The sequence below is a fragment of the Streptomyces sp. NPDC050617 genome, assembly GCF_040654795.1.
In the GTDB taxonomy this organism is placed as follows: Bacteria; Actinomycetota; Actinomycetes; order Streptomycetales; family Streptomycetaceae; genus Streptomyces.
The window spans coordinates 94,448-111,376 of sequence record NZ_JBFAIS010000003.1; the positions used below are offsets into that span (position 1 = coordinate 94,448).

15 protein-coding genes are annotated in these 16,929 nt (G+C 73.1%); 8 read left to right on the top strand and 7 right to left on the bottom strand.

All coding sequences use genetic code 11. The features are described 5' to 3' along the window. Positions 1-192: 192 nt before the first annotated feature. Positions 193-357 carry a hypothetical protein gene (locus AB0I49_RS05425; protein ID WP_363225516.1) on the top strand — a complete coding sequence of 55 codons (165 nt, stop codon included), beginning with the start codon at positions 193-195 and terminating at the stop codon, positions 355-357. Positions 358-547: 190 nt separating this feature from the next. Here the strand turns inward: AB0I49_RS05425 and AB0I49_RS05430 are convergent, their stop codons facing one another. Continuing rightward, positions 548-2,332, bottom strand: coding sequence for a fatty acid--CoA ligase family protein (locus AB0I49_RS05430; protein WP_363225517.1), 1,785 nt, complete (start codon positions 2,330-2,332; stop codon positions 548-550). A 321-nt stretch (positions 2,333-2,653) separates the two neighbouring features. Between AB0I49_RS05430 and AB0I49_RS05435 the strand changes: the two genes are divergently transcribed. The 3 genes from AB0I49_RS05435 to AB0I49_RS05445 are packed head-to-tail and all read left to right on the top strand — an operon-like array spanning position 2,654 to position 5,118. Then, positions 2,654-3,805, top strand: coding sequence for a lipid-transfer protein (locus AB0I49_RS05435; protein ID WP_363225747.1), 1,152 nt, complete (start codon positions 2,654-2,656; stop codon positions 3,803-3,805). 6 nt (positions 3,806-3,811) lie between these two features. After that, positions 3,812-4,276: an OB-fold domain-containing protein gene (locus AB0I49_RS05440; RefSeq protein ID WP_363225518.1), complete on the top strand. Its 465-nt coding sequence runs from the start codon at positions 3,812-3,814 to the stop codon at positions 4,274-4,276. Next, positions 4,273-5,118 carry an enoyl-CoA hydratase/isomerase family protein gene (locus tag AB0I49_RS05445; RefSeq protein WP_363225519.1) on the top strand — a complete coding sequence of 282 codons (846 nt, stop codon included), beginning with the start codon at positions 4,273-4,275 and terminating at the stop codon, positions 5,116-5,118. Before AB0I49_RS05440 ends, AB0I49_RS05445 begins: the two co-directional genes overlap by 4 nt. A 30-nt stretch (positions 5,119-5,148) precedes the next feature. On the opposite strand, the gene AB0I49_RS05450 is transcribed toward AB0I49_RS05445, so the two are convergent. Next, the gene (locus AB0I49_RS05450) at positions 5,149-5,718 is read right to left on the bottom strand and encodes a hypothetical protein (RefSeq protein ID WP_363225520.1); all 570 of its coding nucleotides are present in this window, start codon (positions 5,716-5,718) and stop codon (positions 5,149-5,151) included. A gap of 170 nt (positions 5,719-5,888) precedes the next feature. Here AB0I49_RS05450 and AB0I49_RS05455 point away from each other — a divergent pair, with 170 nt between their 5' ends. After that, positions 5,889-6,650, top strand: coding sequence for a hypothetical protein (locus tag AB0I49_RS05455; protein WP_363225521.1), 762 nt, complete (start codon positions 5,889-5,891; stop codon positions 6,648-6,650). A 72-nt stretch (positions 6,651-6,722) separates the two neighbouring features. On the opposite strand, the gene AB0I49_RS05460 is transcribed toward AB0I49_RS05455, so the two are convergent. Further along, positions 6,723-9,626, bottom strand: coding sequence for a PQQ-binding-like beta-propeller repeat protein (locus AB0I49_RS05460; protein ID WP_363225522.1), 2,904 nt, complete (start codon positions 9,624-9,626; stop codon positions 6,723-6,725). A gap of 432 nt (positions 9,627-10,058) precedes the next feature. Further along, complete coding sequence (locus tag AB0I49_RS05465; RefSeq protein ID WP_363225523.1) at positions 10,059-10,847, bottom strand: VOC family protein; 789 nt, start codon at positions 10,845-10,847, stop codon at positions 10,059-10,061. A gap of 297 nt (positions 10,848-11,144) precedes the next feature. Here AB0I49_RS05465 and AB0I49_RS05470 point away from each other — a divergent pair, with 297 nt between their 5' ends. After that, positions 11,145-11,792, top strand: a complete 648-nt coding sequence (locus AB0I49_RS05470; RefSeq protein WP_363131951.1) for a TetR family transcriptional regulator — start codon at positions 11,145-11,147, stop codon at positions 11,790-11,792. 156 nt (positions 11,793-11,948) lie between these two features. On the opposite strand, the gene AB0I49_RS05475 is transcribed toward AB0I49_RS05470, so the two are convergent. After that, complete coding sequence (locus tag AB0I49_RS05475) at positions 11,949-12,443, bottom strand: nitroreductase family deazaflavin-dependent oxidoreductase (protein WP_363225524.1); 495 nt, start codon at positions 12,441-12,443, stop codon at positions 11,949-11,951. Beyond that, entirely contained in the window at positions 12,443-13,903 is a 1,461-nt protein-coding gene (locus AB0I49_RS05480; protein WP_363225525.1) for an acyl-CoA dehydrogenase family protein, read from the bottom strand. Before AB0I49_RS05480 ends, AB0I49_RS05475 begins: the two co-directional genes overlap by 1 nt. Positions 13,904-14,044: 141 nt before the next feature. Between AB0I49_RS05480 and AB0I49_RS05485 the strand changes: the two genes are divergently transcribed. Together AB0I49_RS05485 and AB0I49_RS05490 are read left to right on the top strand one after the other, a co-directional pair. Further along, positions 14,045-15,247 carry an acetyl-CoA acetyltransferase gene (locus AB0I49_RS05485; RefSeq protein ID WP_363225526.1) on the top strand — a complete coding sequence of 401 codons (1,203 nt, stop codon included), beginning with the start codon at positions 14,045-14,047 and terminating at the stop codon, positions 15,245-15,247. Positions 15,248-15,355: 108 nt separating this feature from the next. Beyond that, positions 15,356-16,081, top strand: coding sequence for a pyridoxal 5'-phosphate synthase (locus tag AB0I49_RS05490; protein ID WP_363225748.1), 726 nt, complete (start codon positions 15,356-15,358; stop codon positions 16,079-16,081). 146 nt (positions 16,082-16,227) lie between these two features. On the opposite strand, the gene AB0I49_RS05495 is transcribed toward AB0I49_RS05490, so the two are convergent. Continuing rightward, positions 16,228-16,929, bottom strand: a complete 702-nt coding sequence (locus AB0I49_RS05495; RefSeq protein WP_363225527.1) for a GNAT family protein — start codon at positions 16,927-16,929, stop codon at positions 16,228-16,230.

The following is a 16,929-nucleotide window of genomic DNA, read 5'->3' on the forward strand; positions in this document are numbered from 1 at the left end:
GGGAATGACGTAGGGACCGGCCTCGACGGCACGGAGGGGGAGTCGTCGAGGCTGGTCTTTACGCATATCGGGGGCACATAGGTTCGATCGCGCCAAAGTTCCACAAGGTTCGGGCCACTTGGCCTGAGACGGCCGATCGTTGTTAATAGATTCATTCGGCGAATGGCACTCCCGCCAGTTGGAGGAGTTGGAATGACCCGCACGAAGAAGGCCCTCGCATCTGTTCTCTTCGCCGCCACGGCCGCGCTCAGCCTGGTCACGGCACTGGACGAGCACGCGACCCGGCCGGCGCCCACGGACACGCACGCCTCGCTCGCGATACCGGCGGACGAGCACGCCACCGGCACCGACGCCTAGCGGGTCACGCCTCACCGGGAATCAATCCCGGCCCGGCCTCGGACGGCCGCCCGCAGCGTCGCTCGCGGGCGGCCGTCCGAGACGGTGGCCGTCGGGCCGTCGTCCGAGACGGTGGCCGTCGGGCCGTCGTCCGAGACGGTGGCCGTCGGGCCGGTGGTCGCCGGGCCGGTGCCACGGCCGGCAGACGGGGCTACTGCCGCGCTCCCGTGCGGAGCAGCGTCTTGAGGATCTTGCCGCTCGCGTTGCGCGGCAGCTCCGGTACGAACTCCACCTCCCGCGGCACCTTGTAGTTCGCCATCTCCCGGCGTGACCAGGCGATCAGATCGTCGGCGGTCAGCGTCGCGCCCGCGCGCCGCACCGCGAACGCCTTGCCCGCCTCGCCGAGCCGCGCGTCCGGTATGCCGACGACCGCGGCGTCGGCGACGTCCGGGTGGCGGGTGAGGATCTGCTCTATCTCGGCGGGATAGGCGTTGAAGCCGCCGACGATGAACATGTCCTTGATCCGGTCCGTGATGCGCAGATTGCCGTCGGCGTCCAGCACGCCGACGTCGCCGGTGTGCAGCCAGCCGTCGCCGTCGACCGCCTCGGCGGACGCCCGCGGGTCCTCGAAGTACCCGGACATCACCTGATAGCCGCGGACGAGTATCTCGCCCGGCTCGCCCGGCGGCAGCACCTCCCCCGAGGCGCCGACGACCACGACCTCGGTGTCGGGGATGGCGCGGCCCGACGTGCCCGAGATGACCTCCGCCGGATCGCCGCGGCGGCACATCGTGACCATGCCCGTGGCCTCGCTCATGCCGTACGCGGTCAGCACCGTCCCGATCCGCAGCTCCCCGCGCAGCCGCTCCACGAGCCGCAGCGGCACGACGGCCGCGCCCGTGACGACCAGCCGCAGCGGCGCCAGGTCGTGCTGCCCGCGGTTCGGGTGGTCGAGGAGCGACTGGTGCAGCGTGGGCGGGCCGGGCAGCACCGTGACCCGCTCGGCCGCGATGTTGGCCAGCACGGTGTCCACGTTGAAGACCGGCTGCGGAATCATCGTCGCGCCCCGCATCAAGCAGGCGATGATGCCCGCCTTGTAGCCGAAGGTGTGGAAGAAGGGGTTCACGATCAGATAGCGGTCCCCTTCCTCCAGCCCGGCCAGCTCGCCCCAGACGCCGAAGGCGCGCAGGGTCTGGGCGTGGGTGATGACGGCTCCCTTGGGCGTTCCGGTGGTGCCCGAGGTGAAGATGATGTCGGAGGGATCGGAAGGCCGGATTCCGGCCACCCGTGCCCGTACGGTCTGGGGGTCCACCGTCTCCCCCGCCGCCAGGAACTCCTTCCAGGTGCGGAAGTCCGAGGGCGCGTCCTCGGCCAGGACGACGACCTCGCGCAGATGCGGAAGCCCGGCGAGCGGGCCGCCGCCCGTCGCCCGATCCCCGGAGCCCCGGCCGGCCCCGTCCGCCTCCCCCGCGCTCCGTATCGCCTCGCGCTCCCCGCCCCATATCGGTTCGCGTCCCGGCTCGCGTTGCGTTTCGCGTTCCCCGCTCCGTCCCGGCTCTCGTCCCGGCTCGCGTTGCGTTTCGCGTTCCGCGGCGGGCGCAGGGTCGCCGCCTGCCGCCCGTCGCAGCGAGGCCACGTACGAGGTGCCGAGGAAGGTGCCCGTGACGAAGAGCAGCCGGGCACGGGTGCGCCGCAGGACGTCCGCGGCTTCGGCGCCCTTGAAACGGGTGTTGACGGGCACGAGCACCGCGCCCGCCGAGACCGCGCCCAGGGCGCTGACGATCCAGTCGAGCGTGTTGGGGGCCCAGACGGCGACCCGGTCGCCGGGCTCGACGCCGGAGGCGACGCAGGCCGCGGCGGCGCGCTCGACCCTGCGGCCGAGCTGCGCGTACGAGACGCGGGTGCGGCCGTCGGCGACCGCCTCTCGCGTGGCGTACCGCTCGGCCGCCACCCGGACCAGGTTGGGAATCGAGCCGAACTCCACGTCACCGCGCATCGTATGACCTCCCGCACCGCTAGCTGACTACCCGTCAGATTAGCGGTAGCCTTCCCCCCTGTCAGCAGCGACGCAGGCATGAACATGCCTGCGCGCACGGCCATGCATACCCGTGCGGCCACGCCGAGTACGCGCACGTCGCATATGAGCACGACCACAGTCACGAGCAAGGACACGAATAGGGACACGGGCAGGGACACGAGCAGGGACACGGGCACGGACAGGAGTGCCGGCGCGAGCGCGAGCACCGGCACGGGCACGGGCAGCAGCGCGGACACGACCGCGGACCGGCCGCGGAAGGACCCGACCACGGAGGTGGCGATGGCGGCAACGCTCAAGGACGCTACAGCGATAGTCGGAATAGGCCAGACCCCCTTCGCCAAACAACTACCGGAATCCGAACGGACCTTGGCGTGCCGAGCCATCGTCGCCGCCCTCGACGACGCGGGCATCCCCCCGTCCCAGGTCGACGCCTTCGCCTCGTACACGATGGAGGAGACCGACGAGGTCGAGGTCGCCAAGGCCATCGGCGCGGGCGACGTGACCTTCTTCTCCAAGGTCGGCTACGGCGGCGGCGGTTCCTGCGCCACCCTCGCCCACCTCGCCTCCGCCATCGCCACCGGACAGGCGTCCGTCGGCGTCGCCTGGCGCTCCCGCAAGCGCGGCTCCGGACCCCGCCCCTGGTCCAACACCGCCGTCCAGCTCCCCACCCCCGGGCAGTGGACCCGACCGTTCGGACTCCTGCGCCCCGCCGACGAGATCGGGATGCTGGCCCGCCGCTATATGCACGAGTACGGCGCCACCCGCGACCACCTCTTCAACGTCGCCCTCGCCTGCCGCAACCGGGCCAACCAGAACCCGGCCGCGATGATGTACGAACGCCCCCTGACCCGCGATATGTACATGACCTCGCGCTGGATCAGCGACCCCCTCTGCCTCTTCGACAACTGCCTGGAGACGGACGGCGCGCTGGCCTGCGTCCTCGTCTCCGCCGAGCGGGCCCGCGACTGCCGCACCAAGCCCGTGTACGTCCACTCCGTCGCCCAGGGCCTCCCCGCCCAGCACCACGGCATGGTCAACTACTGGAACGACGACCCCCTCACCGGCCCCGCCTGGACCGCCGCCCGGCACCTGTGGAAGACCGCCGACTTCGGCCCCCAGGACGTGCACGTCGCCCAGATCTACGACGCCTTCACCCCCCTCATCCCCCTGTCCCTGGAGGGCTACGGCTTCTGCGGGCGCGGCGAAGGAGCGGCCTTCACCGAAGGCGGCGCCCTGGAGAGCGGCGGCCGGCTGCCCATCAACACCGGCGGCGGCGGACTCAGCGAGGCGTACGTCCACGGCTTCAACCTGATCAACGAAGGCGTCAAACAGCTCCGCGGCACCTCCACCGCACAGGTGCCCGACGCGGAGACCTGCCTGGTCACCGCGGGCGAAGGAGTCCCCACTTCGGCGCTGCTGCTGAGGAGTTGAGTTCTCATGCCCCCCATCATGAAGGCCACCACTGACAACGGCCTGCTGCTGCCCGTCGTCGACGAGGACGGCGCGCCCTTCTGGGAGTACGCGGCCCGCGGCGAACTGCGCGTCCAGACCTGCGCCGCCTGCGACGAACCGCGGTTCCCGCCCCGCCCCTGCTGCCCGCACTGCCAGTCCTTCGACAGCGACTGGGCCAGAATGTCCGGCCGCGGCCGCATCTGGTCGTACGTCTTCCCGCACCCTCCGCTGCTGCCCGCCTACGCCGAACAGGCCCCATACAACGCGATCGTCGTCGAGCTGGCGGACGCCCCGCACATCCGCCTCGCGGGAAACCTGGTCGCCGCCCCCGACGCCGCGCTGAACTCCGTGGACCCCGCGAGGCTCCGCATCGGCGCTCCCGTCAAGGCGGTCTTCACCGAACTGGCCGAGGGCGTCACCGTCCCGCGCTGGATGCTGGAGCGCCCGTGAACGCCGACGCCTGGGACAGGGCCGAGAATGATGGAGCCGGGGACCGGGCCGTACACGGGGGCGAGCGCCCGACCGTACGCGTCGAGAAGGGCCCGGACGGCGTCGCGCTCGTCACCCTCGACCGCCCCCAGCGCCACAACGCGATCGACCTGGCGACGGCCGCCGAACTGACCGCCCTCTGGCGCGGTCTGCGCTCCGACGACTCCGTGCGGGCCGTCGTCCTCACCGGCGCCGGCGACCGCGCCTTCTGCACCGGAATCGACCGCTCCGTCGACGTCCCGCAGCCCGCCTCCCCCTTCTCCATGGACGATCCGCTCATCGCCATCGGCCCCAAGGCCGCCGACCTGTGGAAACCGGTCGTCGCCGCCGTCGGCGGAATGGCCTGCGGCGGGGCGTTCTACCTCCTGGGCGAGGCCGAGTTCGTCATCGCCTCCGAGAACGCCACCTTCTTCGACCCGCACACCACATACGGCATGGTCAGCGCCTACGAATCCATCTACATGGCACAGCGCATGCCCGCCGGCGAGGCCGCGCGGATGGCCCTGATGGGCACCGCCGAACGCCTCTCTGCGCGGCGCGCGTACGAGACGGGGCTGGTGTCCGAGGTGGTGGCGCCCGGCGAGGCCGTCGAGGCCGCCCTGCGCGCCGCGGCCGTCATCGCCTCGTACCCGACAGAGGCCGTACAGGGGACCGTACGAGCCCTCTGGGCGACGCGGGAGGCGGCGCGGGCGCAGGCCCTCGCACTGGCGCCACCGCTGATCGCGCTCGGCAATCTGCCGCCGGACCGGCAGGCGGAGCTGTTCGCGGGACGGGCCCGTATGGACGGCTACCGCACGCGGTAGCCGTCCATACGGAGTGGTGTGCGGCGGGCGTCAGCCGACCGAACGCAGGCGGCAGGAGGCCAGGTCGCTCGACGCGGTGGCCGGGGACACCCGCACGGTCCCCGTGGCACCGCCGCCGAGCGTGATGCGAGCGCTGCCGAGCGAGACGGAAGCGCCCTGCGGGTCACGGAAGTCGACGGTGACGCTGTAAGTAGCCCGCGCGGTGCGGCGGTTCGTCACCCGGACGGTCGCGGCCTCGTGCCGCGCGTCGTCCGAGATGCACTGGACGATCTTCGCCTCCGGCCGCGCGGCGCGGCCGGGGGACGCGCTGTGCGTACTGCCGAGGCCGCGGCTTCCGGCGGACGAGCCGTACGAGCTGGAGGACCCCGAGGACCCCGAGGAGCCGTAAGCGGCGCCCGAGCCCGACCCGGAGTCCGTTCCGGAGCTGTGGCGCGCGTGGGAGCTGCTGCACCCGCCGCCACCGCCGTGGCGGCTGGAACTGCCGTGATAGCCGCGGCTCCCGTGGCTCCCGTGACTGCCGTGCCCACCCCGGCTGAAGCCGGTGAGCGATACCAGAACGAGCGCGACGACGGCCGTGAGCCGCAGATGGCGGCGTGCCATGTTTCTCCCTCCCCCTGTGGATACCCGTACCGCACACTGCCTTGGTTGACGGGCTCGCGTCACGTTAGCAGCGGCCGACGGCGGCGAGGAGCCACGCATGGCAAGCGGTCGGAACCGGGCGTAGCGTCGGAATCAGGGCGATCGGAAACGAGAGAGTGAGGCGAATGCCCGTGGTGCGCAACGCACTCGGTTCCGTCGTAGCCCTCATTGGAGCGGCGGCCGCCGTATGGAGCCCCTTCCGTGCCTGGTACGACGGCCGTCACGGGCGTGACTACCGCGTCCAGGACCTCTTCGACGGCATCACCGGGACGCAGGCCGAGCTGATGGGCTCGATCTTCCTGCCGATGGTGTTCGTGGGAGTCGTGACCCTGGTGGGGCTGCTGCTGCGGTCCCGACTGCTCATCGCGCTCGCGGGTGTGGTGACGCTGGGGTTCACGGTGCTGTGGATGGTTCGGCAGGGTCAGCAGGCGGGCGACCTCACGGTCAACACCGACGGCAACGGGCTGAACATGGGCGTCGCGATCGCCCTCGGCGGCGGCGTGCTGCTGCTCCTCGCGGCCGCCCTCATGAGCGGCCGCCGCGGCACGCACCGCCGACGCCGCCGGGCCGCCGAACCGGAGCCGCGGCCGGAGCAGCAGGATCGGCAGGAGCCGACGCCGTACGCGTACGGACAGCCGGTGCCGGACGAGCAGCCGACCCGCTACGAGCAGCACCCGCCGCGGTACGAGCAGCCGCCCCAGCACGCGGAGCCGTACGGCCACACGGAACAGTACGAGCCCGCGGATCCGTACGAGCAGCCGCGCAAGGAAGCGGCGCCCAGCGAACCGCACGGCGCGTCACGCGACCGCGGAACGGACGCGACCCAGGAGTTCGAGCGGCCGCCCGCCGCCGAGGACACCTGGCCCGCACCGCCCCCGCGCGACGGCCGCTGACCGCGCGCGGAACGCCCGGCCCTTCCGGAGGACTACCGCCAGCCCGCGAGGACTACCGCCCGCCCGTGAGGACTACCGCCCGCCGCTCCGGGCCAGCCCCGTCCCCTTGCCCGCGTCGAGCGCGTACACGCACCGGTCCTTGCTACAGGCGTAGACGACGCCGCCCGCGACCACCGGCGACCCCGTGATCTCGCCGCCCGTCGCCAGTTTCCAGCGCAGCTGCCCGCCCCCGGCGTCCACCGTGTACAGGCAGTGGTCGGCGGAGCCGAAGTGCACCCGGCCGTCCGCGACGACCGGTGAGCCCACCACCTCGCCGCCGGCCGCGAACCGCCACTTCGGCGTGCCCGTCACCGCGTCGAGCGTGTAGAGCGCGCTGCCGCTCCCCAGGTGCACCGAGCCGCCCGCCACCAGCACCGGCTCGATCGACTGCCGCGCCTCGGTCGCGATGCGCCAGCGGTCGCGGCCGGTGGCCGCGTCGATGGCGTACACGGTGCCGAGGTAGTCGGCGATGTAGACGCCGCCGCCCGTGACCGCCGGACCGGGCGCGAAGGCGGGGGCGCTCAGGAAGACCGCCGGCGCCTCGAACCGCCAGCGCACGTCGCCCCGCGCCACATCGATCGCGAGGACGCGGGTGCCCGCGGCCACGTACACGGCCCCGTCGGGCGCCGGGAGCAGCCGCATCGGCACTCCGCCGCAGGACCCCGCGTCGCCGATCGGGTACGACCAGCGCTCCGCGCCCGTACGGGCCTCCAGGGCGCGCAGCCGGGCGTCCGCCCAGACGTACACGACGCCGTCGTGCGCGACGGGCCCGTACTCGGGCGTCTCGAAGTCGGTCTGGGCGCCGCTGATCTCCCAGAGCAGTTCGCCGTTGGCCGCCTCCCACGCCTGGACGCCGCCGCCGCGCGTGCCTGTGACGACGGTGCCGCGGTCGACCGCGAGGGAGTAGATCCAGCCGTCCGTCGCCAGCCGCCAGCGCTCCGAGCCGTCGGCTGCGTCGAGCGCGTAGAGCGTCGGGCCGTCCGAGGCGTGGATGCGGCCGCCCGCGACGGCCATGGCCCAGGCCACGTCCCGCGTCTTGAACTGCCGCCGCCCGCTCGCCACTTCGAGCGCGTGCACCTCGAAGGACGTGACGTAGAGGAGGTCCCCGGAGACGGCCGGGGTCCCCCAGACGTCGTTCGACATCCGGAACCGCCACGGCCGCCAGCGCCCCCGCGCGCCCGGCTCATGGTCGCCGCCCTCGGCCGCGGGCGGCCCCGTGGGAGATCCCGCGGGCGAACCCGTAGGCGATCCCGTAGGCGAGGCGGGGGCGTCACCCGCCGGGGTCGGCGAGGGCACGGCGAGCGACACGCCGCTCGGCGGGCGCACCCAGCCCGTCGCGGAGCCCGCGTCCATCGATGCGTGCGACTCGCGCGCGTCGGCGCGCGGGCCGGGCCCGATCGGCACCTGGGACCCGGACAGCCGTACGGGCCCGTCCGCCGCGTCCGGTACGGGCGCGGGGGCCGCCTGGGCGGCGGCGTGCCGGCCGCGCGGGTCATCCGAACCGGGCGGCCGACCGCCGTGCACGGGTGCGGGCGCGGGCCGGTGCCGGTCGGGGCCTCCGAGTTCGTCACCGCCCTGATAAGCGCTGTCCCAGTCGCCGACGCTGACGGGCCCGCCGCCCGCCCGGTGTCCGCTGTGGGGGTCCGCGCCGCGCCCGGAGGCGTGGGCCGGACCGGGTGCGTGGGAAGGGGGTGGCGCGTGGGAGGACGCCGGGGTGTGGGACGGCGCCGGTGCGTGGGGCGGGGGCGGCGCGTGGGAAGGGGTCGGGCCCGATCCATGGCCGGAGAGGAACCCCTGACCCGGCTCGGGCGGCGGCCCGCCGGTCGCCGAGGACTGGTACGCGGCCGGCGGCTCGTACGGCGGCATCGGCCCGGAGGCGGGCTGCGGCATGGAGGCGGGCGGCGGCGCGGAGGAAGGCCGCGCGAACGAGACCGCGGAGGCCGCGGGGGGCTGTGCCGGGCGCGGCGGCGTGGCTCGCGGCGGCGTGGCCGGCCTGTTGCCGCCCCCGCGCGCGCCCCGGCCCCCGGAGCCCGCGCCGGACCGGCCGCCCCGCCGCTCCTCGATCATCGTGACCGCGCTGTCCGGCAGCCAGGCCGACGCCGTGCCGCTGTCGTCGGCTTCGGAGGCGAAGAGGTGCGGTGCGAGCTGCGACTGGAGGTCGGCGGGGCTCGGCCGCTGGTCGGCGGACATCTGCATACAGGATTCGAGGAGCGGCCGGAGTTCGTCCGGCAGTCCGCCCAGGTCGGGGCCCTCGCGCAGCAGCATGAAGACGGTCTCGACCGGGTTCGCGCCGTGGAACGGCGCGTGTCCGGTGGCCGCGAAGACCAGGGTCGAGCCGAGCGAGAAGATGTCGCTGGCGCCCGTCACGCTGCGCGAGTCGCGCGCCTGCTCGGGCGACATGTAGGCCGGGGTCCCGACGGCGACGTTCGTCATGGTCAGCCGGGTGTTGGAGACTCCGCTCGCGATGCCGAAGTCGATGACGCGCGGGCCGTCCTCGACGACGAGCACGTTGGACGGCTTGAGGTCCCGGTGTACCAGTCCGGCGCCGTGGATGGACTGCAGGGCCTCCGCGATGCCGGCTGCCAGCCAGCGCACCGCCTGGGCCGGGAGGGGGCCGCACTCGTTGATTATTTCTTCGAGGGAGGGCGCGGGCACATACGCGGTGGCGAGCCACGGCACGGCGGCGCGCGGGTCGGCGTCGACGACGGCCGCGGTGTAGAAGCCGCTGACGGCGCGGGCGGCCTCCACCTCGCGCGTGAACCGGACGCGGAACAGCTGGTCCTCGGCCAGCTCGGTCCGCACCGTCTTGATCGCGACCCGCCGGCCCGAGGCCGAGCGGGCGAGATAGACCAGCCCCATGCCACCGGCGCCGAGCCGGCCGAGCACCTCGAACGGGCCGATCCGCCTCGGGTCGTGCTGCGTCAGCTGCTCCACCACTGGCCTGCCACCTCCCCGTGGGGCTCGAAGGGTTCCAGCCCCGTGCAGCGTCTCACCGCGAATTGTCCCGGGGTACGCATCCCGATTCTTCCTGGCCGAAGCCCCGGTTGCGAACCCGGGTGTGCTTCGCCGTGTCTCCACCACATCCGGAACGCCTCACCCCGTACGGAACGCCTGGGCGCGTACGGGCGGAACGTCGCATTCGTACGGTCCGGCGGCGCCTCTCCCCTGCCCGCCGCCCCGCGCGAAAGCGCCCGCCGGACCGCGCCGTCCGCGGCCCGACGGGCACGCCCGTCCGCTCGCCCGCTCGCTCGCCGAAGCTCAGCCTGCGCAGGCCCGCCGCTACGCCGTAGCCATAGCCGTAGCCATCGGCGAAGACGAAGCCGAGGGCCCAGGCAAGGACTCGGGGGAGGACTCGGGCCAGGACTCGGGCTAGGACGAAGACGACGACGAGTCGATGACCGCGAAGCTCGCGCCCTGGTCGTCGACGACGATCGCGAAGCGCCCGTGCGGCGTGTCCTCCGGCGCGCGGATGACGCGCCCGCCGAGCCTCGTCGTGGTCCGCACCGCCTCGTCGCAGTCGTCGACCATGAAATAGATGAGGAAGTGCGCCGGCAGCTCGGCCGGGTAGGTGTCGTCGATGACGGCCCGGCCGAGGGCGGCGTGCTCCCCGTCCGCGGGCCCGCCGGCGGGCGTCCAGACGACGAAGTCCGTGCCCGCGACGTCGCTGTAGTCCACCCTTCCGTAGCCGAAGACCGCTTCGTAGAAGGGGTCGACGGCCTTGGCATCGCGGGTCCAGCACTCGACCCACCCGTACGAGCCGGGCTCGTGCAGCAGCCCGAACCCCTCGTGCGCGCCGGGCTGCCACACGCCGAAGAACGCGCCGCCCGGATCGACCGCGAGGGTCATCGTGCCGAAGTCGCCGACGGCCATCGCGTCCTCGATGACCTGGCCGCCAGCGTCCCGGATCCCGGCCGCCGCGGCGGCCGCGTCGTCAGCGGCGAAGAAGATGCCCCAGGCGGTGGGCATCCGGCCGTCGGGCTTCGGCATGAGCCCGGCCACCGGCTTGTCGTCGCGCAAAGCCTGTGTGTAGCGGTTGAATTCGGGTCGGCTCGCACCGAAGGTCCAGCCGAACAGCTCACCGTAGAATCGCTTGCCCGCTTCGAGATCGGGGAGAGCCACATCGGCCCAGCAGGGCGCTCCGTCCGCAAACGCGGCCATGGGTCCGGTCCTCTCGTGCGAAGAGTGTCCTATGCCACACGTTATCGGGGGACCACAGTTCGCGCCCACCCCTGGAATCGAACATTTGGTCAATTTCTCAGTCGGTCACGGAGCGTTGTCCACGAAAGTTATCCCCAGCCTGTTGATAGGACGATTCACCGGTACGGACCAACCCGCCCCGGCCCCCGCGCACCTGCTGAAACGCCCCTGAGCTGCCCGTGTGCCGCAGTGCACCCCCCGGCCCCCATTTGCAGGCAGCCGAATCGCGATCCGATCACCCCTCGGTAAGCTGACGGCATGACAGGACAAGTACGCACCGTCGACGGCCGAGTGGCCGGGCGACGCGGCCAGGCGACGCGGCAGAAGCTGCTCGACTGCCTCAGCGAAATGCTCAGCACCGAGCCGTACCGCGACGTCAAGGTCATCGACGTCGCCCGTAAGGCGGGCACCTCGCCCGCCACCTTCTACCAGTACTTCCCCGACGTGGAGGGCGCCGTCCTCGAGATCGCCGAGGAGATGGCGACGGAGGGCGCGAGCCTCACCGACCTCGTCGCCGGCCGCTCGTGGGCCGGGAAGTCCGGCTGGCAGACCGCCGAGGAGCTCGTGGACGGCTTCCTCGGCTTCTGGCGCAAGCACGACGCGATCCTGCGCGTCGTCGACCTGGGGGCGGCCGAGGGCGACAAGCGGTTCTACAAGATCCGCATGAAGATCCTCAACGCCGTCACCAACTCCCTCACGGACTCGGTCAAGGAACTCCAGTCCAAGGGCAAGGTGGACAAGGACGTCAGCCCCGCGGCCATGGCGGGCTCCCTCGTCGCGATGCTCGCCGCGGTCGCCTCGCACCAGAAGGGCTTCCAGAGCTGGGGCGTCAAGCAGGCCGAGCTCAAGCCCAGCCTGGCGCTGCTCGTGCACCTGGGCATCACCGGCAAGAAGCCGACGAAGTAAGCGCCCGCGCGCCAGCGCCCGCGCGCAGACTTCGGAGCACCGCGCGATGCCGCGCGGCCGCTCCGCCAACGTCCTGTCACCGCAGCGGCGGATCTCTCGGGGTGGCCGAGAGATCCGCCGTTGCGGCATCCGGGACCACCGCCTACCCGCGCGCGGTCATGGGGCCGTCCGGTCCGGCAGGCGCCGCTCCAGCCGGAACAGCCTGATCTCGCGCTCCACGCGCTCCTGGTACTTCGCGTACGGCGGCCAGAACTCCAGCACCGCCGCCCACGCCGCCGCCCGCTCCGCCCCGTCGAGCAGCCGGGCCCGTACGGCGATGTCCTGCCCCTTCCAGCTGACCCGCGCGTCCGGATGCGCCAGCAGATTCGCGGTCCAGGCGGGGTGACCGGGCCGGCCGAAGTTGGAGCCGACGAGCAGCCACGTACCGTCGTCCCGCGGCATGCAGGCCAGCGGCGTACTCCGCGGCTGTCCGCTCCGGGCGCCCGTGGCCGTCAGGATGACGCCGGGCAGCATCTGCGCGCTGAGCAGCACTTTGCCGCGCGTCAGCCGGTGCACGACGCGGTCCACGGCCGGGATCACGAACGGGGCGAACTTCGCGAAGGTCCTGGTGGCGGACACCTTCTGCACGAGCCGCACCCCTGGTTGCGCCATCAGAAGGCCACAGCGGCTGCGGAACCGGCCGACGCGGAACCGGCCGAGGCGGAATCAGCCGACGCCGGAGCTGCCGACGCGGGACCTGTCGACGCGGGGCCTGTCGACGCCGGGGCCGCCAGGGTCGTCGGTGCGGCCTCGGCGTCCGGCGTGAACAGCCCGGCCAGGTCCGCGGCGCGCGCCCGCAGCCGGTGCACGGGCCCGAAGAGCAGCTCGTCACTGGCGGCGCGTTTGAAATAGAGGTGCGCGTCGTGCTCCCAGGTGAAGCCGATGCCGCCGTGCAGTTGCACGGCCTCTCCCGCGGCCGTGCGCAGCGCCTGGAGCGCCTGCGCGAGCGCGAGCCCGCCCGTGCCGGGCCCGGCGTCCGCCCGGCCCGCGGCCCACGCCGCGTAGTACGCCGCCGAACGGGCCGCCTGCACCTCCACATACAGGTCCGCCAGACGGTGTTTGACCGCCTGGAAGGAGCCGATCGGGCGGCCGAACTGCTCCCGCGCCTGTACGTATTCGAGCGTCCGCGCGAGCGCCCGGTCGGCCGCCCCGACGGCCTCCGCGGCGAGCACCGCGCCGACGCCGCCGCCCAGCCGCGCCAGCGCCCCCGGCACGTCGGCCTCGTCGCTGGATCCGAGCAGCTCGGCGGGGGTGTCACGGAGTTCGATACGGGCCTGGGGCCGCGTCTCGTCCAGCGTGGTGAGGCGCGTACGGACGAGCCCCGGCAGGCCCCCTTCCACGGATCCGCCCGCGCCCCCGGACCGTACGGCTCGCGCTCCCGCAACCGCACCCCCGGCCCGCACGACCCGCGCCCCCGCGACCGCGCCCCCGGCCCGCACGACCCGCGCCCCCGCGACCGCGCCTTCGGCCCGTACGGCGAAGAGGAGCGTGCGGCTGCGCGCGTATCCGCCGGCGTGCGCGGCCACGATCAGCAGCCCCGCGCTGTGCCCGTCGAGCACCTGCTCGGCCTGCCCGTACAGCCGCCAGCCGTCCTCGTGCGGGCGGGCCTGCACGCCGCCCGCCCGGCCGCCGCCGGCCCAGTCGCCGTCGTTCGGGCCGGTGAGCCCGAGCGCCGCGGACAGCGTGCCGCCCGGCACGGCGAGCGTGGCGGTCAGCTCGCCGCCGGCGAGGCGCGGCAGCAGTTCGGCGCGCTGGGCGTCCGTGCCGAGTTCGGCGAGGAGCGGCGCGGCGAGGGCGGCGGTGGCCAGCAGGGGCGAGGGCAGCAGCGCTCGCCCGGTCTCCTCGCAGGCCAGCGCCAGCTCGGTCGGGCCGCAGCCGACGCCGCCGTACTCCTGGGTGATCGCCAGCCCCGGCAGTCCCAGCTGTTCGGCGAGCTGCCGCCACAGCGTCTCGTCGTATCCGGTCTCCGTACGGACCGCGGCCTTGACCTCGTCCGGCCCGCACCGCTTGGCCAGCAGTTCGCGCAGCGTGCGGCGGATCTCGTCCTGCTCCTCGGTGAACGCGGCGTCCATCGGCGGACTCCTCCCGTTTCTGACGGGTCGTCATGGTAGGGAGGCGCAGCGCACTTTCCTAGAGCCGGGAGGTGATTCGGAGCGTCGCGCGGGGTGCCGCGGGGTGCCGCGGAGGACCGTATCTGATGTACCGTCAGATTTATGACATCAGGCACTCCAGGGGCCTCAGCAGTCACAACAGGCCGCCGCAAGGTGGCCGTCGTCGGCGTCGCGCTCGCCGACTGCGGCCGCGTCGACGAAGCCACCCCCTACGCCCTGCACGCCCAGGCCGCCCGCCGCGCCCTCGCGGACTCCGGGCTCGACCGGTCGGTCATCGACGGCCTGGCCTCGGCGGGGCTGGGCACGCTCGCCCCCGTGGAGGTCGCCGAATACCTGGGGCTGCGGCCCACCTGGACGGACTCCACCTCGGTCGGCGGCTCCACCTGGGAAGTCATGGCCGCGCACGCCGCCGACGCCATCGCGGCCGGCCACGCCAACGCCGTCCTCCTCGTCTACGGCTCCACCGCCCGCGCCGACATCAAGGCCAGGCGGCGGACCTCGAACCTCTCCTTCGGCGCACGCGGCCCGCTCCAGTTCGAGGTCCCGTACGGGCACACGCTCATCGCCAAGTACGCCATGGCCGCCCGCCGCCACATGCACGAATACGGCACGACGCTGGAGCAACTGGCCGACATCGCCGTCCAGGCGCGCGCCAACGCCGCGCACAACCCCGACGCGATGTACCGCTCCCCCATCACCGTCGACGACGTGCTCGGCGGCCCCATGATCGCCGATCCCTTCACCAAACTGCACTGCTGCATACGCTCCGACGGCGGCTGCGCCGTGCTGCTCGCCGCCGAGGAGTACGTCCCGGACACCGCGAAGGCCCCCATATGGGTGCTGGGTTCGGGCACCGCCGTCTCGCACACCTCCATGTCGCAGTGGGACGACTTCACCATCTCCCCGGCCGCCGCATCGGGCCGCGCCGCCTTCGAACGGGCGGGCGTCCGTCCGGGCGACGTCGACGTGGCCGAGCTGTACGACGCGTTCACCTATATGACGCTCGTAACGCTGGAAGACCTCGGTTTCTGCGGCAAGGGCGAGGGCGGAGCCTTCGCGGAGAAGGAGCGGCTCACCATCGGCGGCGAACTGCCCGTCAACACCGACGGCGGCGGGCTCTCCGCCTGCCACCCCGGCATGCGCGGACTGTTCCTGCTGGTCGAGGCGGTACGACAGCTACGCGGCGAGGCGGACGAGGGCCGTCAGGTCCACAAGGCCGGCGGCCGCCTCCCGGAGATCGCGGTGGCCTCCGGAACGGGCGGCTGGTTCTGCTCGTCGGGCACGGTGGTACTGGGACGAGGCTGAACCCGCACTCGGCAGCCCTCCCCTTCAGTCCCTCCTCCTCAGCCTCTCCCCCTCAGTCACCGCCGCCGATTCAAACCCCCCTGGCTCAACATTGCTTAGATGGTGCGCATGACCACCGAGCCGAACCAGAGGCAGCGGGACTCACGGACGGAATCGCAGGAGGGGCCACCGGCGAATTCGCAGGCGGAGTTCCGTGCCCTCCTGCGGTCGCTGCGCGTATGGCAGGGCGAACTGCCGCCCTTCGACCCCGCGGCGGCCCCCACCGCCCCCCTCCCCCTCTTCCAGCGCTGGCTGCGCGAGGCCGCCGAAGCGGGGGAGCCCGAGCCGCACACGATGACCCTCGCGACCGCGGACGCGACGGGCTCCCCGTCCGCACGCATCGTGATGCTGCACGACGCCGACGAACGCGGGTGGCACTTCGGCTCCCACCGTACGAGCCGCAAGGGCCGCGACCTGGCCGCGCGCCCCGAAGCGGCGCTGGGGTTCTACTGGGCCGCCCTGGGGCGGCAGGTGCGCGTCCGGGGCACGGTGACCGCCGCCGGCCCCGAGGAGAGCGCGGCAGACCTGCACCAACGCTCCACGGGCGCCCTGGCGGCCGCTCTCGTCGGCAGGCAGAGCGACGTCCTCGGGTCCTACCGCGAACTGGAAGAGGCTGCCGCCGCCGCATGGGAGCGCGCGCAGGGGGAACCGAATGCCCAAGTGGACAGTTGGACGCGCTACGTGCTGTCCCCCACCGACGTCGAGTTCTTCCAGGGCGACGCGCAACGCCGACACGTACGCCTCGTCTACCGCCGTACGACCGACGGCTGGACCACCGAACTCCTCTGGCCCTGACGACTGGCCCTGCCGACTGGCCCCGACGGCAACGACCGAAGGCCAGACGCACCCCGCGCCGTCCGACCCCCTCCAGAACTCGCCCCCACCCGGCCATCCGGGCCCGCCTCAAGTCCGAGAGGCCGAGCAGGCCGAGCAGGCCGGTCCTACGTGCCTGCCGAAGCCGTCAGACTCGCGGCCGTTCCAGCCTCACCGCCCTCACTGCCCTCACCGCCCTCACCGCCCTGACAGGCGGCATTCGCCGCCTCGCCGTCGCCCGGCTCCGAGAAACCGGACGGCGGCGGGTCGCTCGCGAGCCGCGCGTGGAGGTGGACGTCCCGGAAGGCGTCCTTGGACCCCGCCTCGAACATGGCTCCTCGCAAGGTGCCCTCGAACGCGTACCCGCAGCGGGCGGCGACCCGGCAGGACGGGACGTTCCCCAGCGCGTGCCCCAGTTCAAGCCGGTTGAGGCCGACGTCGCTGAAGGCCCAGCGAGTACACAGTTCCAGCGCGCGGGCGGCGACGCCCCGGCCGCGGGCCTCGGCGAGCACCCAGTACCCGACGCGGGCGTTCGAGAAGGTGCGGTCGATGAGGTTGAGGGCCACCTGCCCCACGACCTCATCGTTCTCGGTGATGGCAAAGGTCGCGGCGTCGCCGCGCTCCCAGCCCTCGAAGCGGCTGCGTATGAAATCGCGGGCCCCGGCTTCGTCCCGAACCGGTACGAGCGGCGTGTTCCAGCGCAGGAACTCGGGGTCGCTGAAGCCCCGCAGCGCTATGGGCGCGTCCGCGTACTCCCAGGTACGCAGCCGCAGGCCGTAGCCCCGCAGGTCGGCCGGGCGCAGCGGTTCCGCTGCCGTCGTGTTCGCCAT

Excerpts from the sequence above, each read along its gene's own strand:
- AB0I49_RS05425 (WP_363225516.1), top strand. The coding sequence starts at position 193 with ATGACCCGCACGAAGAAGGCCCTCGCATCTGTTCTCTTCGCCGCCACG.
- AB0I49_RS05430 (WP_363225517.1), bottom strand. The coding sequence starts at position 2,332 with ATGCGCGGTGACGTGGAGTTCGGCTCGATTCCCAACCTGGTCCGGGTG.
- AB0I49_RS05435 (WP_363225747.1), top strand. The coding sequence starts at position 2,654 with ATGGCGGCAACGCTCAAGGACGCTACAGCGATAGTCGGAATAGGCCAG.
- AB0I49_RS05440 (WP_363225518.1), top strand. The coding sequence starts at position 3,812 with ATGCCCCCCATCATGAAGGCCACCACTGACAACGGCCTGCTGCTGCCC.
- AB0I49_RS05450 (WP_363225520.1), bottom strand. The coding sequence starts at position 5,718 with ATGGCACGCCGCCATCTGCGGCTCACGGCCGTCGTCGCGCTCGTTCTG.
- AB0I49_RS05465 (WP_363225523.1), bottom strand. The coding sequence starts at position 10,847 with ATGGCCGCGTTTGCGGACGGAGCGCCCTGCTGGGCCGATGTGGCTCTC.
- AB0I49_RS05470 (WP_363131951.1), top strand. The coding sequence starts at position 11,145 with ATGACAGGACAAGTACGCACCGTCGACGGCCGAGTGGCCGGGCGACGC.
- AB0I49_RS05475 (WP_363225524.1), bottom strand. The coding sequence starts at position 12,443 with ATGGCGCAACCAGGGGTGCGGCTCGTGCAGAAGGTGTCCGCCACCAGG.
- AB0I49_RS05480 (WP_363225525.1), bottom strand. The coding sequence starts at position 13,903 with ATGGACGCCGCGTTCACCGAGGAGCAGGACGAGATCCGCCGCACGCTG.
- AB0I49_RS05485 (WP_363225526.1), top strand. The coding sequence starts at position 14,045 with ATGACATCAGGCACTCCAGGGGCCTCAGCAGTCACAACAGGCCGCCGC.
- AB0I49_RS05490 (WP_363225748.1), top strand. The coding sequence starts at position 15,356 with ATGACCACCGAGCCGAACCAGAGGCAGCGGGACTCACGGACGGAATCG.
- AB0I49_RS05495 (WP_363225527.1), bottom strand. The coding sequence starts at position 16,929 with ATGGCGAACACGACGGCAGCGGAACCGCTGCGCCCGGCCGACCTGCGG.